Source organism: Corallococcus sp. AB030, assembly GCF_003668965.1.
GTDB classification, from domain to species: Bacteria; Myxococcota; Myxococcia; order Myxococcales; family Myxococcaceae; genus Corallococcus; species Corallococcus exiguus.
Genome location: NZ_RAWQ01000015.1, coordinates 1 through 16,196, shown reverse-complemented (window position 1 = coordinate 16,196; position 16,196 = coordinate 1). Strand labels below are relative to the sequence as shown.

Here is a 16,196-nt window from a genome sequence, read left to right as displayed (position 1 = left end):
CGCTTTCCCCCCCGAGCGAGACATGACGACCGAGCACCCCGGCTCCCCTTCCGCCTCCGCGCCGAAGTCCCCGGCGAGGCCCCGTCGTCGAGCACCGCCCGTGGTGCCCGTCCCGCGTGACGCCTTGCTGCCGCTCTCCTTCGGGCAGCAGCGGATGTGGTTCATCGAGCAGCTCACGCCCGGGGGCATCTCCTACAACGTCCCGTACTTCGCGCGGCTCACCGGAGCGTTGGACGTCCCCGCGCTGGAGCGAGCACTGGCCGTGCTGGTGGAGCGGCACGAAGCGCTGCGCACCACCTTCGCCATCGTGGACGGTCAGCCGGTGCAGCGGATCGCGCCATCGCTGTCCCTGCCGCTGCACGTGGAGTCGCTGGAGGCGATACCCGCGTCCGAACGGGAGCAGGTCCTGCGACAAGCCGCGGAGACGGAGGCGCGCGTGCCCTTCGACCTGGGCGCGGGACCGCTGGTGCGTGTGCGGCTCTTGCGGCTGGGAGAAGCGGAGCACGTGCTGCTCCTGATGCTGCATCACATCTGCTGCGACGGCTGGTCGCTCACGGTGATGGAGCGGGAGCTTCAAGCGCTCTACGTGGCCTATCGCGCCGGCACGACGCCCGTGCTGCCCACGCTGCCGGTGCAGTACGCGGACCATGCGGTGTGGCAGCGGCAGTGGCTCCAGGGCGAGCACCTCCAGCAGCAACTGGAATGGTGGCGAGGTGAGTTGTCGGGAGCGCCCGCCGCGTTGGAGCTGCCCACGGACCGGCCCCGCCCCGCCGCGCAGTCCACGCGGGGCGCGGTGTACCGCCATGCGCTCCCTCCGGCATTGGGCAAGGCGCTGGAAGCGCTGTGCCGCAAGCAGGGCGTCACGTTGTTCATGGCGCTATTGGGTGGGATGAATCTGCTGCTCTCGCGGCTGAGCGGCCAGGACGACATCGTCATCGGCTCCCCCATCTCCGGACGCACGCGCCAGGAGGTGGAACCGCTCATCGGCTTCTTCATCAACACCCTGCCCCTGCGCGTGCGGGGTGAAGGTGCGCTCGGCTTCGGAGAACTGCTGCACCGCGTGCGCAAGACGTGCCTGGACGCGTACGCGCATCAGGAAGTGCCCTTCGAGCAGTTGGTGGACGCGCTCCAACCCGAGCGCGACCTGAGCCGCCCGCCCCTGTTCCAGGTGTTCTTCACGCTCCAGCACTCGGCCGTGCCCGCGCTGGAGCTGGAGGGGCTGCGCACCTCCGAGCTGGACTTCGAACCGGGCGTGTCGCGAATGGACCTCACCGTCTTCCTGCGCGAAACGCCGGAAGGGCTGGTGGGGCTCTGGGAGTACAGCACCGACCTCTTCGACGCCGCGACGGTGGCGCGCTTCGCGGAGCACTACACGCGCCTGCTGGAGGCCGCGGTCGCGGAGCCGGAGCGTCCCGTGGCCACGCTTCCGCTGCTCACCTCGATGGAGCGGCAGCGCCTGCTCGACCAGGGGACGGGAGCCGCCGTCCCCTACCCTCGCGATGCGTCCCTGCCCTCGCTCTTCGCGGAGCAGGCCGCGCGGACGCCCGGCGCCGTGGCCGTGGAAGCGGGAGGCCACCGGCTCACGTATGCGGAAGTGGAAGCACGGGCCAATCAGCTCGCGCACCACCTGCGTGGGCAGGGCGTGCGGCTGGGAACACCGGTGGGCCTGTGCGCGGGCCGGTCGCTGGAGATGGTCGTGGCGACGCTCGCCATCCTCAAGGCGGGAGGCGCCTACGTACCGCTGGATCCAGGCTATCCCCCCGAGCGCCTGGACTTCATGGCGCGCGACGCCCGCATCACCGTGCTCCTGTTGGAGCAGGGACGCGAGTCCTCGCTGAAGGGTTTGGCCTCACGGGTCGTGGTGCTCGACCCGTCCTGGCGGACCTTCGAGGCTCAACCGAAGGCAGCGCCCGAGGTGCACGTCCCCGCCGATGCGCTCGCGTACGTCATGTACACGTCCGGGAGCACCGGGCAGCCCAAGGGCGTGGGCGTTCCCCACCGGGCCGTGACGCGGCTGGTGAAGGGCGTGTCCTACGTCCGGTTCCGCGCCGAAGACGTCGTCCTCCAGCTGGCCACCACGTCGTTCGACGCCGCGACGCTGGAGCTGTGGGGAGCGCTGCTCAGCGGCGCGAAGCTGTTCCTCTATCCACCGGTGACGCCGTCTCTGGAGGAACTGGAAGCGACGCTGGAGCGAGAACGCATCAGCGTGCTGTTCCTCACCACGGCGTTCTTCGAGCAGATGGCGCTGAACCGGCCCGCGGCGCTCGCTCGCGTGGGGCAGGTGCTCGCGGGCGGCGACGTGCTGTCCCCGCTGGCCGCGCGCAAGCTGTTGGACGCGGGCCGAGCGGTCATCAACGGCTACGGCCCCACGGAGAACACCACGTTCTCCGCCACGTATCAGGTGAAGCGAGACATGGACGCGCGGATGCCCGTGCCCATTGGCCGCCCCTTGGAGAACTCCCAGGCGCTGGTGCTGGACGCGCGCCTGGAGCCGGTGCCGCCCGGAGTCGTGGGCGACCTGTACGTGGGAGGCGACGGTCTCGCGTGGGGCTACATGGACCGGCCGGAGCTCACCGCGGACCGCTTCGTGCCCCATCCGTGCAGCGACGTCCCCGGTGCCCGGCTGTACCGCACGGGCGACCGTGCACGGTGGCTGCCTTCCGGCGAGCTGGCCTTCATGGGGCGCGCGGACACGCAGGTGAAGCTGCGCGGCTTCCGCATCGAACTGGGGGAGATTGAAACCGCCCTGCGCCACCTGCCTGGCGTGGAGGACGCCGTGGCGGAGGTGCGCGAGTACGCGCCCGGCGACAAGCGACTGGTGGCCTATGTGACCGGCGCGAGCGTGGACGTGAGCACGCTGCGTTCGCGCCTGTCCGCCCAGCTGCCGGCGCCGCTGGTCCCGTCCGCCTTCGTGAAGCTGGACCGGCTGCCGCTGACGCCCGTGGGCAAGGTGGACCGAAGGGCGCTCGCCACGCCCGTGGGCGACACGCTCACGGAGGACGGCTACGTGGCGCCAGTCACCCCGACGGAGACGGCGGTGGCGGAGGTCTGGGCCGCGCTCCTGGGCCGAACGCGCGTGGGCACGCAGGACTCCTTCTTCGAACTGGGTGGGCACTCGCTGCTCGCGACCCAGGTCACCTCCCGGTTGAGGGAGACGTTCCAGGTGGACCTGTCCGTGCGAGCGCTGTTCGAGGCGCCCACGGTCACCAGCCTCGCGGCGCGCATCGATGCGCTGCGAATGGAGAGCAGCCGGATCCAGTCCCTCCCGCTGGTGCCCGGTCCCAGGGACGGCTGGCTGCCGCAGTCGTTCGCGCAGCAGCGGCTGTGGTTCATCTCGCAGCTCGACACGCTGGGGTACTCGTACAACGTGCCCATGGTCACCCGGCTGCGGGGCGCGCTGGACGCGAACGCACTGGAACGGAGCCTCGCGGAGATCATCCGGCGGCACGCGGTCCTGCGCACCACGTTCGACGAGGTGGATGGTCAGCCGGTGCAGCGCGTCGGGCCGGCATGGAACTTCACGTTGGTGAGGACGGACGTGGAGGCCGCGAAGCTCCCGGGGCAGCTGGCCACGGAGGCCCAGCGCCCGTTCGACCTGCGGCGCGGCCCACTGATGAGAGGGCTGCTCCTGCGCGTCGCGGATGACGATCATGTGTTGATGCTCGTCATCCACCACATCGTCTTCGACGGGTGGTCCATCGACGTGCTCCAGCGCGAATTGAACGCGCTCTACCCCGCGGACGGCCAGGGCATGTTGCCGCCCCTGTCCCTCCAGTACGTGGATTACGCGCGGTGGCAGCGTGAGTCGTTCCAGGGGGAGGAACTGGAGGACCAGCTCGCCTGGTGGCGGGAGGCGCTGGCGGGAGCACCGCCCGTGCTGGACCTGCCCACCGACAAGCCACGTCCGCCCGTGCAGACCTTCCAGGGCGCGAACTTCGAGGTGCTGCTGCCCCAGCCCCTCCATGGCTCGCTCCAGCTGCTGGGACAACGCGAAGGCGCCACGCTGTTCATGACGTTGCTGGCGGGGTTCCAGGCCCTGCTCGCGCGCTACAGCGGCCAGGATGACGTTGTCGTCGGCTCACCCATCTCCGGCCGCAATCGCCGTGAGGTGGAGGGACTCATCGGCTTCTTCGTCAACACGCTCGCCCTGCGCGCGGATGTCTCTGGCACGCGCTCCTTCCGGCAACTGCTGCGCGGTGTGCGGGAGAGCTGCCTGGGTGCCTTCGCGCATCAGGACCTGCCGTTCGAACAGCTCGTGGACGCGCTCAAGCCGCCGCGCGACCTGAGCCGGACGCCCCTGGTGCAGACGATGTTCGTCCTGCAGCGGGCCGCGACGCCGTTGTCCCTGCCCGGCCTCGCGGTGGAGGACTTCCCGTTCCAGTCGGGCGTCTCCCGCTTCGACCTCATGCTGTTCATGCGGCAGACGCCGCTCGGTCTCGTCGCCTACTGGGAGTACAACACCGCCCTCTTCGAGGAGGCGACCCTCGCCCGGATGGCCGGGCATTACGTGCGGTTGCTCGAAGGCGTTACCGCGAACCCCGAGCTGCCCTTGGCGGACCTGTCGCTCCTGTCGCAGGAGGAGCGCGAGCAACTCCTGGTCGCATGGAACAGCCGCGAGGAACGGATTCCCGAGTCGGGGCTGATCCACGTCTGGGTGGGGGCGCAGGTCGCGCGGACACCGGATGCCATCGCGGTGACGAACGGCGCGGAGTCGCTGACCTACGCGCAACTGGATGCGCGCGCCAATCAACTCGCCCATCATCTCATCGCCCTGGGCGTCACGCCGGGCAGCTCCGTCGGGCTGTGCCTGGAGCGATCCAGTCTCGACATGCCTGTCGCCGTCCTCGCCACCCTCAAGGCTGGCGCGGCCTACGTCCCGCTGGATCCGAGCTACCCAGCCGAGCGCCTGGCCCTGATGGTGGAGGACACACGCGCTCCGGTCGTCCTCGCGCATGAGGGCTTCGTGCGGGCCCTTCCACCGGACACCTCCGCGCGCATCGTGACGATGGAGACCGTCTCGCTGGCCTCCCGCTCCACCGCGTCTCCGAACGTGAGGCTGTCACCTGAAGCGGTCTGCTACGTCGTCTTCACCTCGGGCAGCACCGGCAGGCCCAAGGGCATCGCCATGTCCCACCGGGGCATCGGCAACATGCTCGCGTGGCAGACCCGCCGCGCCGTCCGCGCGGAAGCCACCACGCTCCAGTTCGCTTCGCTCAACTTCGACGTCTCCTTCCAGGAGATCTTCGGCACGTGGTGCATCGGCGGCCGCCTGCTGCTCAGCTCCGCCGAACTGCGTCGCGATCCACCCGCGCTGCTGCGCTACCTCACCCAGCACCGCGTGGAACGCCTCTTCCTCCCCTTCGTCGCGCTCCAGTCGCTGAGCGAAGCAGCGCGCACCGCGACGGAGCTGCCCCCGCTCAACGAGGTCATCACCGCGGGCGAACAACTCCAGGTGACGCCCGCTCTCGTCTCCCTCTTCGAGCGGCTGCCCGGCTGCGTCCTCGAAAACCAGTACGGTCCTTCGGAGACCCATGCGGTCTCCGCGTGGCGTGCGTCGGGTGTCCCGAGCACGTGGCCCGCCCTGCCTCCGGTGGGAACACCGCTGCCTTCGGTCCAGGCCTACGTGTTGGATCCGCGCCGCGAGCCCTGCCCAGTCGGGGTCCCGGGCGAGCTGTATGTGGGCGGTGAAGGACTCGCGCACGGCTACCACGGCCGGCCGGACCTCACCGCGGAGCGCTTCATCCCCTCTCTGTTCGGACCCACGCCGGGCGCACGCCTCTACCGCACGGGTGACAAGGCCCGCTGGCTCGCGGACGGGCAACTGGAGTTCCTCGGCCGCCTGGATGGGCAGGTGAAGCTGCGTGGCTTCCGCGTCGAACTGGGCGAAGTGGAAGCAGCCCTGCGCGTCCTGCCCGACGTGCGGGACGTGGTCGTCGTGGTGCGCGAGGACACACCGGGCCACAAGCGGCTGGTGGCCTACGTGGTCCAACCGGAAGCATCCTTCTCACCGGAGGCGCTGAGGCAGTCGCTGGCGCGACGGCTGCCGGAGCACATGGTGCCTTCGGCCCTGGTGCGAATGGACGCGCTACCGCTGGGCCCGAGCGGCAAGGTGAACCGCAACGGCCTGCCCGCCCCCAAGGAAGAAGCCGCGGACGACTCTGGGTTCCTGGCCCCGATGACGGCGGTGGAGAAGGTGATCGCGGACATCTGGGCGTCCCTGCTCGTGGTGCCGCGCGTGGGCCTGCAGGATCACTTCTTCGAGCTGGGTGGGCACTCGCTGCTCGCCACGCAGGTGGTCTCCCGGCTGCGGGAGGCCTTCCAGGTGGACCTGTCCCTGCGAGTCCTCTTCGAGGCGCCCACCGTCGCGCAGCTCGCCGCGCGGTTGGAGGAGCATCTTCACGGCGCCAACCGGAAGGCCGTCCCGCCGCTGGTGCCCCAGCTTCGTGGCGAGCTCGTTCCGCAGTCGTTCTCCCAGCAGCGGCTGTGGTTCGTCTCGCAGCTGGACACCAGCGCGCACGCCTACAACCTGCCCCTGGTCACCCGGCTGCGGGGACGGCTGGACACGCACGCGCTGGAGGACGCGCTCAACGTCCTCATCCGGCGTCACGAAGTCCTGCGCACCACGTTCGACGAAGTGGACGGCCAGCCAGTGCAACGCATCGGCCCCGCGTGGAAGCTCACCCTGAAGCAGGTGGACGTGGATCCGCACATTCCGCTCCAGCGCCAGGTGGAGGCCGAAGCACATGTACCGTTCGACCTGCGGCGAGGCCCCCTGATCCGAGCCACGCTGCTACGGATCGCGGACGAGGATCAGGTCCTCATCCTCAACTTCCATCACAGCGTCTTCGACGGCTGGTCCATTGCCTTGCTCCAGCGGGAGCTGGATGCGCTCTACCTCGCCCGGCTCCAGGGCACGGAGGCCCAGCTCCCGCCCATTTCCATCCAGTACGCGGACTACGCGCTGTGGCAGCGCGCGTGGTTGCAGGGCGACGTGCTGGAAGAGCAGTTGGCGTGGTGGCGCGAGCAGCTCGCGGGGGCACCGCCCGTGCTGGACCTGCCCACCGACAAACCGCGTCCGCCCGTGCAGACCTTCCAGGGCGCGTACATCGAAGTCCCCCTGCCACCCGCGCTGACCAGCGCCCTCTTCGCCATGGGCCAGCGCGAGGGCACCACGCTGTTCATGACGCTGCTGGCGGGATTCCAGGCCCTGCTCGCGCGCTACAGCGGACAGGACGACGTCGTCGTCGGCTCGCCCATCTCCGGCCGCAACCGCCGTGAGGTGGAAGGGCTCCTCGGCCTCTTCGTCAACACGCTCGCCCTGCGCGCGGATGTCGCTGGGACGCGCTCCTTCCGCCACCTGTTGCGCGGCGTGCGCGAGAGCTGCCTGGGCGCCTTCGCGCATCAGGACCTGCCGTTCGAACAAATCGTGGAGGCGCTCAAGCCGCCACGCGACTTGAGCCGCGCGCCGCTGATCCAGGCCCTCTTCGTCCTGCAACAGGCGGCCGTCCCCTTCTCGTTGCCCGGCCTCCAAGCAGAGGACGTTCCGTTCCAGACGGGCGTCTCCCGCTTCGACCTCATGCTCTTCGTCCGCGAGTCGGAGCAGGGGCTGACCGCCTTCTGGGAGTACAACACCGCCCTCTTCGAGGAGGCGACCCTCACCCGGATGGCCGGGCACTACGTGCGCATGCTCCAAGGAGCGGTCCGCCATCCCGAGCAGCCCCTGTCGGCCCTGCCGCTCCTCTCCGAAGAGGAACGGCAGCAGGTCGTCGTGACATGGAACGCCGCGAAGGACCTCTCTTTCGAGCCGGGCCTCATGCACCGCTGGGTGGAGGCGCAGGTCGCTCGGACACCGGAAGCAGTCGCGGTGACGAACGGCGCCGAGTCGCTGACCTACAGGCAACTGGATGCACGAGCCAATCAGCTCGCGCACCACCTCATCGCCCTGGGCGTCACGCCGGGAAGCTCCGTCGGGCTGTGCCTGGAGCGCTCCAGCCTCGACATGCCCGTCGCCGTCCTCGCCACCCTCAAGGCCGGTGCAGCCTACGTCCCGCTGGATCCGAACTATCCGGCCGAGCGACTGGCCCTGATGGTGGAGGACACACGCGCTCCGGTCGTCCTCGCGCATGAAGGCTTCGTGCGGGCGCTGCCACCAAGCACCTCCGCGCGCATCGTGACGATGGAGACCGTCTCACTGGCCTCCCGCTCCACCGCGTCTCCGAACGTGAGGCTGTCTCCAGAAGCGGTCTGCTACGTCGTCTTCACCTCGGGCAGCACCGGCAGGCCCAAGGGCATCGCCATGTCCCATCGAGGCATCGGCAACATGCTCGCCTGGCAGATCCGCCGCGCCGTCCGCAGGGAAGCCTCCACTCTCCAGTTCGCTTCGCTCAACTTCGATGTCTCCTTCCAGGAGATCTTCGGCACGTGGTGCATCGGCGGCCGACTGCTGCTCAGCTCCGCCGAACTGCGCCGTGACCCACCGGCACTGCTGCGCTTCCTCACCCAGCACCGCGTGGAGCGCCTCTTCCTCCCCTTCGTCGCGCTTCAATCCCTGAGCGAAGCAGCACGCACTACGGCGGAGCTGCCCCCGCTCAACGAGGTCATCACCGCGGGCGAACAACTCCAGGTGACGCCCGCCCTCGTCTCCTTCTTCGAACGGCTGCCCGGCTGCGTCCTCGAAAACCAATACGGCCCTTCGGAGACGCACGCCGCCAGCGCATGGCGGGCTTCAGGATCTCCGAGCACCTGGCCCGCGCTTCCTTCGGTGGGGACGCCGCTGACCAACGTCCAGACCTACGTCCTGGATGCCCGCGGGAATCCGAGCCCCGTCGGCGTCCCAGGAGAGGTGTTCATCGGAGGCGAAGGGCTCGCGCACGGCTATCACAACCGGCCAGACCTCACCGCGGAGCGCTTCGTGCCCTCACCGTTCAGCGCCACGCCGGGCGCCCGCCTCTACCGCACGGGAGACAAGGCGCGCTGGCTCGCGGATGGACAACTGGAGTTCCTCGGCCGCCTGGACGGCCAGGTGAAGCTGCGTGGCTTCCGCGTCGAGTTGGGCGAAGTCGAGTCAGCCCTGCGCGCCCTGCCTGATGTGCAGGACGTGGTCGTCGTGTTGCGCGAGGACACCCCGGGCTTCAAGCGACTGGTGGCCTACGTGGTGCAACCGGAGACGGCCTTCTCCGCGGAGGCGCTGAGGCAGGCACTGGCGCGACGGCTGCCGGAGTACATGGTGCCTTCGGCGCTGGTGCGCATGGACGCGCTGCCCCTGACGCCCAGTGGCAAGGTGAACCGCAACGGACTCCCCGTTCCGACGGAAGAGGCCATCCCCGGGACCGTCTACGTGGCCCCGGTCTCCGCGGTGGAGAAGCTCATCGCGGACATCTGGGCACCGCTGCTGGGTGTGCCGCGCGTGGGCACGCAGGACCACTTCTTCGAGCTGGGCGGCCACTCGCTGCTCGCGACCCAGGTGGCCTCCCGTCTGCGTGAGTCCCTTCAAATGGAGCTGCCCGTACGCGTGCTCTTCGAAGCCCCGACGCTCGCGGAGCTGGCCGCGCGAATCGAAGCCCTGCGCCAGGAAGCCCATCCCCTCCAGGCACCGCCCCTGGTGCGCACGGAGGCCGGAAACTCCGCGCCCCAGTCCTTCCCGCAGCAGCGGCTGTGGTTCATCGACGCGCTCGCACCGGGCGGGTTCGCCTTCAACGTCCCGCTGTTCATCCGGTGCAAGGGACCGCTCGACGTGGCCGCGCTGGAGCGGTCACTCGCGGCGCTCATCGACCGTCACGAGTCCCTGCGCACGGTGTTCGCGGAGGAGAACGGCCAGCCCGTTCAGCGCGTCCTGACCTCGGTTCCCTTCGCGCTCGCCTTCGAGCGGCTGGAGGACGTGCCGCCCCAGCAGCGCGACACCGTCCTGCGCCAGCGGGCCGAGGAGCGGATGCGCCACGTCTTCGACCTGCGCACGGGTCCCCTGCTGACGGCGACGCTGCTGCGGCTGGATGCGGAAGACCACGCGCTCTTCCTGCTCATGCATCACATCATCACGGACGGCTGGTCCACGGACGTGATGGGGCGCGAGCTGGGCGTCCTCTACGACGCCTTCACCCGGAACCTGACGCCGCGCCTGCCACCGCTGCCCATCCGATACACGGACTACGCCCGCTGGCAGCGCGCGACGTTGCAGGGCGAAGGGCTCGACGCGCAGCTCGCGTGGTGGAAGCGGCAGTTGAACGGGGCGCCCCACGCGCTTGAGCTGCCCACCGACCGACCGCGTCCGCCCGTGCAGGCCCAGGCGGGCGCGGCCCACATGGTGCGGATCCCCGCCGCGGTGGATGCCGCCGTGCGCGAACTGTGTCACCAGCAGGGCGTCACGTCCTTCATGGCGCTGCTCGCGGGCTTCCACGCCCTGCTGTCGCGCTACAGCGGGCAGGACGACGTGGTGGTCGGCTCGCCCATCTCCGGCCGCAACCACCGCGAGGTGGAGGGGCTCATCGGCTTCTTCGTCAACGCCCTGCCCCTGCGCGTGAAGGTCTCCGGCGCCGAGTCCTTCCAGGTCCTCCTCGCCCGTGTGCGCGAGACGTGCCTGGGTGCGTACGCGCACCAGGAGGTGCCCTTCGAGCAACTGGTGGACGCGCTCCAGACGCCGCGAGACCTGAGCCGCACGCCCGTGTTCCAGGCCGTGTTCGCCCTCTTCAAGGACTTCCCCGGCTTCCCCCTGCGAGGACTGGAGACAGCGCCGGTGCCCTTTGATCCAGGGCTCGCGAAGCACGACCTCACGCTGTTCATGCGCGAATCCGCCACCGGGTTGCTGACGCACTGGGAATACAACACCGCGCTCTTCGATGCGGCGACGGTGGAGCGCATGGCCGGGCACTACCTGCGCTTGCTGGAGCAGGTGACACGACACCCGGAGCGGTCGCTCGCGTCGCTGTCGCTGATGACGGAGGCGGAGCGCCAGCAGGTCCTCATCGAGTGGAACGACACCGCGCTCGATGTCCCCGCGGACCTCCGTGTGCCCTCGCGCATCGCGGAGCAGGCGCGGCTGAGGCCGGAGGCGCTCGCGCTGGCGGGCGACGGGCAGCAACTGACGTTCGGGGAGTTGGAGACCCGGTCGAACCAGCTCGCGAACCTGCTGCGCTCACAGGGTGTGAAGCCGGAGACCGTGGTCGCCCTGTGCGTGGACCGCACGCCCGGCTACGTGTGGGGCGCACTGGGCGTCCTCAAGTCGGGCGGGGCCTACCTGCCCATGGACCTGACGTGGCCGGAAGCCTGGTGGCGGCACGTGCTCACGGACAGTGGCGCGCGCATCGTCGTCACCCAGCAGGCCTTCGCCTCCCGCTTCGAGGGAGGCGGCGTGCGCGTGCTCTGCCTGGACACGGAGCCCGCGCTGGAGACGCAGCCGGTCACCGCGCCCGGCGTGACACTGCACGCGGAGGCGATGGCCTACGTCATCTACACGTCGGGCAGCACCGGCCGGCCCAAGGGCGTCGCGGTGACACACGGCACGCTGGCGAACCTCGTCGCGGGGCTCGGCACGGCGGCGGGGATTGAACCGGGAGACCGGGCCACGCTGCTGACGGGGCTCGCGTTCGACGCGACCGTCTTCGAGACCTGGCCGTCACTCACGCATGGCGCCAGCCTCCATCTCCCCTCGGACGAGGTGCGTGCGGAACCCGCCCGGCTGGTGCGGTGGCTCGCGGCGGAGGGAATCACGCTCACCACGCTGCCCACGCCCATGGCGGAGGCCGCGCTGGAGCAGCCATGGCCCGCGGACATGCCGCTGCGCCGGGTGCATGTGGCCGGCGACGTGCTGCACCGCCGTCCGGGGCCCTCCGTTCCGGGCCAGTGGCTCAACTGCTACGGCCCCACGGAGAACACCGTCATCGCGACCTCCGGCGTCGTGAAGCCCGAAGCGGCCGAAGGACTGCTGCCTCCCATCGGCAGCCCGGAGCCCAACGTGCGCGTGTACGTGCTGGATGGCGCGGGACAGCCCGTGCCGGTGGGCCTGTGGGGCGAGCTGTTCCTGGGAGGTGCCCAGGTAGCGCGCGGCTATCTGGGTCAGCCCGCGCTCACGGCGGAGCGCTTCGGACCGGATCAATTCTCCCGCGAACCCGGCGCGCGCCTGTACCGCACGGGCGACGTGGTGCGGTGGCTCGCGGACGGGACGCTGGAGTTCCGGGGCCGCGCGGACTCGCAGGTGAAGCTGCGGGGCTTCCGCATCGAACTGGGCGAGGTGGAGGCCGCGCTGCTCTCGCAGCCCTCGGTGAAGGAAGCGGTAGCGCAGGTGCGCGAGGACGTGCCGGGACAACGGCGGTTGGTCGCGTACCTGGTGCTCCGCGAAGGGGCCGCGTTCACGGTGGACGCGCTTCGTTCCTCGCTGCGGCGATCGCTCGCGGAGCACGCGGTTCCGTCGGCGTTCGTGGTGCTGGAGCGGCTGCCGCTCACCGCGAACGGCAAGCTGGACCGCAAGGCACTGCCCGCACCAGACGTGCACCGGCCCGAACTGAGCGAGGACTATCGCGTCCCCGAAGCCGGCCTGGAGCAGACGCTGGCCGCGCTCTGGGCCGAAGTGCTGGGGCTGGAGCGCGTGGGCGCGAGCGACAACTTCTTCGACCTGGGCGGCAACTCACTGCTGCTCCAGTCCGTGCACGCGAAGCTGGAGGCGCTGGTGGGCCGCAAGGTTCCGCTGATCACCCTCTTCCAGTACCCCACGGTGCGCGCGCTCGCAGGACACCTGTCACCGCCGAAGGACACGCCACCTGCGGCGGCTCCCTCGTCCGCGCAGGACCCGGGCGCGCAGCGGCGGGACAACCTGCGGCGCATGGCCCAGCGGCGCGGACGTCCAGGCTCCAGCTGAGCGCCTCGTTCACGGAAGGAGCGCCGCGAGCTTCGCGCCCAGCCCTTCAGCGTTCTCGCCCGTGAGCATCGACTGGTGGTCGCCGGGCACGGTCTCCACCCGGAGCACCGCGCCCGAGTCCAGCCATTCGAGTTCCACGTGCTTCGGCATGTGCTCGATGACGGTCGCCGCGCGGAAGAACTGGAGGGTGCCGCCCTCGAAGCGGGGCATGGGGTAGTCGCGCAGGGCCGTCATGTTCGCCTCCCAGACGCGCACGTAGCGCCGCTGCTGCTCCGGATCCGCGAGGACCTGCTCCTGCGCGAAGCCCACTCCGCCCGTCCGGGCCCGAGCGATGTCCCCGGGGCCCGGTGTGTCGAGCATCGCGCACAGCGGCACCGCGTGGCCTTCCGCCGTCAGCCGGCGGGCCATCTCGTAGACCACCGCGCCGCCGAACGACGCTCCCACCAGCAGGTACGGCCCCACGGGCTGCAACGCGCGCAGGCCCTCCAGGTAGGCCGTCGCCATCTCGTCGACGGACGTGTGCAGCGGTCCGTCCGGATCCAGGCCCCGGGACTCGAAGGCGTAGGCGGTCCGGCTTGCGTCGATGGCGCGCGCCAGGTCGCGGTAGAACACCGCCTGGCCTCCGGCCGCGTGCACGAAGAAGAGCGGCGGACCGCGAGTGCCCTGCTGGAGCAACGCGACCCCGGGTGGCAGGGACCGGCCCTCCTCGCGTCCGCCCAGCTTCCGCGCCAACAGCTCCACCGTGGGCGCGGTCAGCATCTCCTTCAGCGCGAGCCGCTTGCCGAAGCGTTCGGAGATCATCGCGAGCAGCCGGAGCGCGACCAGCGAGTCGCCGCCCAGCGCGAAGAAGTCGTCGTGGATGCCCACGTCATCCAGGCGGAACAGCGTCTGGAAGCACTCGACCAGGGACTGCTCCGTGGCGTCACGGGGCGCCACGCGCTCACCGCGACGGGGAGCCTGCACCTTCGACTTCGAGGGTCCGGTTGCCTTCGCCTTGGCAGCCATGGCGTTGCGTGCGACGGGGATCGGCGCGGCGTCGTCCAGGCTGTAGTGCTCGCGGTCGAAGCTGTAGGTCGGAAGGTCCACGCGACGGCGCCTCTCGCCATCCCGGATGCGTTCCCAGTCCACGTCCACGCCCGCGGCCCACGCTTCGCCCAGAGCCGCCAGGGCGCTCCCAGGCGCGTCGCCCTTCGTCGGCAGGGTGGCCAGCACGGGCTGCGTCTTGCGCGCCGGATGTTGCCTCGTGAGCGCGGTGAGCGTCGTGCCCGGACCCACCTCAATCAGTGCACGGTCCCCGGACTCCAACAGGCAGCCCAGCGCATCGGAGAAGCGGACCGTATGCCGCAGGTGCCGGACCCAATAGTCAGGTGACATCGCCTCACGCTCCTGGAGCCAACGGCCGGTGAGGCTGGACACGACGGGCAGTGATGGCGCGCGGAGCTTCACGCGGGCCACTTCCCGAGCGAAGCCTTCCAGGTACGGCTCCATCATGGAGGAGTGCGCGGCGCGCGCGTAGCGCACCCGCTTGTGCTCGATGCCCCGCGCCGTCAGCGCCTGCTCCGCCGCCTCCAACTCCGGCAGCGGTCCAGAGAGGACACAGGTCTCCTGTCCGTTGATGGCCGCTACCGACACGGCCGGCCCCACGAGCTCCGAGACCAGCTCCACGGACGCGAGCACGGACAGCATCCCGCCCGGTGGCATCGCCTCCATCAAGCGTCCGCGAGCGACGACGAGGCCCAGCGCCTCCTCCAGCGTGAACACACCCGCGAGGCACGCGGCCACGTATTCACCGAGCGAGTGCCCCAGCAACGCGTCCGGCTTCACGCCCCACGACAGCCACAACTGAGCGAGCGCCCAGTCGCAGACGAACAACGCGGGCTGGGACCACAGCGGCCGGTCCAGCTCACGGGCCGCCGCGTCGAAGCGCTCGGGGCCCGCGAAGAGGATGTCGCGGAGGTCCGCGCCCATGGGACCGCGAAGCCACTCCGCGCACGTGTCGATGGCAGCGCGGAACGCCGGCTCGCGAAGGAACGCCTCGCCCATGTTCACTCGCTGCGCACCGCCGCCCGGGAACAGGAAGGCCACGCCGCGAGACTCGCCCTCGTCGAACACGGTGCGGCTCCGAGGAGGCGCATCCTTACCGGCAGAGGACCGCCCCTCCAGCAGCGCCGCCGCGTCCTCGCCCGGACGGACCACGACGAAGCGGCGCCACGGGAAGCGCGCACGCCCCACCTGCAACGTATGAGCGACGTCCGCGAGCCAGGCGCCCGAAGCAGGGGGCGCGGACCGCGCGGGTGATGCGGCGCCGTTGTCCACTCCCGCCTGCCGTTTCACCGCGACCCCTTCCGCATGCGAAGTCGCTTCCGCGCGCGAGGCCGCCGCAACGGGAGCCGCATGCTCACGCAAGCGCTCCGCGAGCGCCGCGGTCATCCGCTCCAGCGCGCCCTCCGTCTTCGCGGACAAGAGCAGCACCTCTTCACCGCGCCGGGGCGCATCCGACTCCGGAAGAGCCGGCGCCTCCTGCAACACCACGTGCGCGTTCGTGCCTCCAATCCCCAGCGCCGTCACCCCCGCGCGCAGCGGCAACGGGCCCTCCCAAGCACGCGTGCTCCCCACCACCTGGAAGGGACTGCCCTCCAGCTCCAACATCGGATGCGGCTTCGTGAAGTGCAGCGTCGGAGGCAGCGTGCGGTGCTCCATCGACAGCACCGTCTTGATCACCCCCGCCACGCCCGCCGCCGCGTCCAGGTGCCCGAAGTTGCTCTTCACCGCGCCCAGGCCACACGCGCCCGGAGGAGCCCCCTGGAACACCTGCTTGAGCGCCGCGACCTCAATCGGATCCCCCAACGCCGTCGCCGTCCCGTGCGCTTCCACATAGGACACGTCCGACGGCGCCACCCCCGCCACCGACAGCGCCTCGCGGATGACCGCCGCCTGCCCCTGCACCGAAGGCGCCGCGAACCCCGTCTTCGCGCCCCCGTCGTTGTTCAACGCCGTGCCCAGCACGATGGCGCGGATGCTGTCCCGGTCCGCCACCGCGTCCGCCAGCCGCTTGAGCACCAGCATCCCCACGCCATTGCCCACCGTCGTCCCCGCCGCGTTCACGTCGAACGGCCGGCAGCGCCCATCCGGCGCCAGGATGCCGCCCTCAAGTTTGCGATGCGCCCCCAGCTGCGGCGTGCGGATGGACACACCTCCCGCGAGCGCCAGGTCGCACTCGCCCGCGAGCAGCGACTGACAGGCCAGGTGCAACGCCACCAACGACGTGGAACACGCCGTCTGCACCGTCATCGCCGGCCCCGTCAGGTCCAGCTCGTACGACACCCGCGTGGCGAGGAAGTCCCCGGAG

The 16,196-nt window shown here is 70.4% G+C and carries 2 protein-coding genes; one reads left to right on the top strand and one right to left on the bottom strand.

The features are described 5' to 3' along the window. The first annotated feature begins 22 nt into the window (after nt 1–22). The gene (locus D7Y15_RS05910) at nt 23–12,847 is read left to right on the top strand and encodes a non-ribosomal peptide synthase/polyketide synthase (protein WP_121751943.1); all 12,825 of its coding nucleotides are present in this window, start codon (nt 23–25) and stop codon (nt 12,845–12,847) included. Between the two features lie 9 nt (nt 12,848–12,856). On the opposite strand, the gene D7Y15_RS05905 is transcribed toward D7Y15_RS05910, so the two are convergent. Further along, nucleotides 12,857–16,196: type I polyketide synthase (locus D7Y15_RS05905; protein WP_233604837.1), on the bottom strand; the 3,340-nt coding region annotated here is incomplete at its 5' end.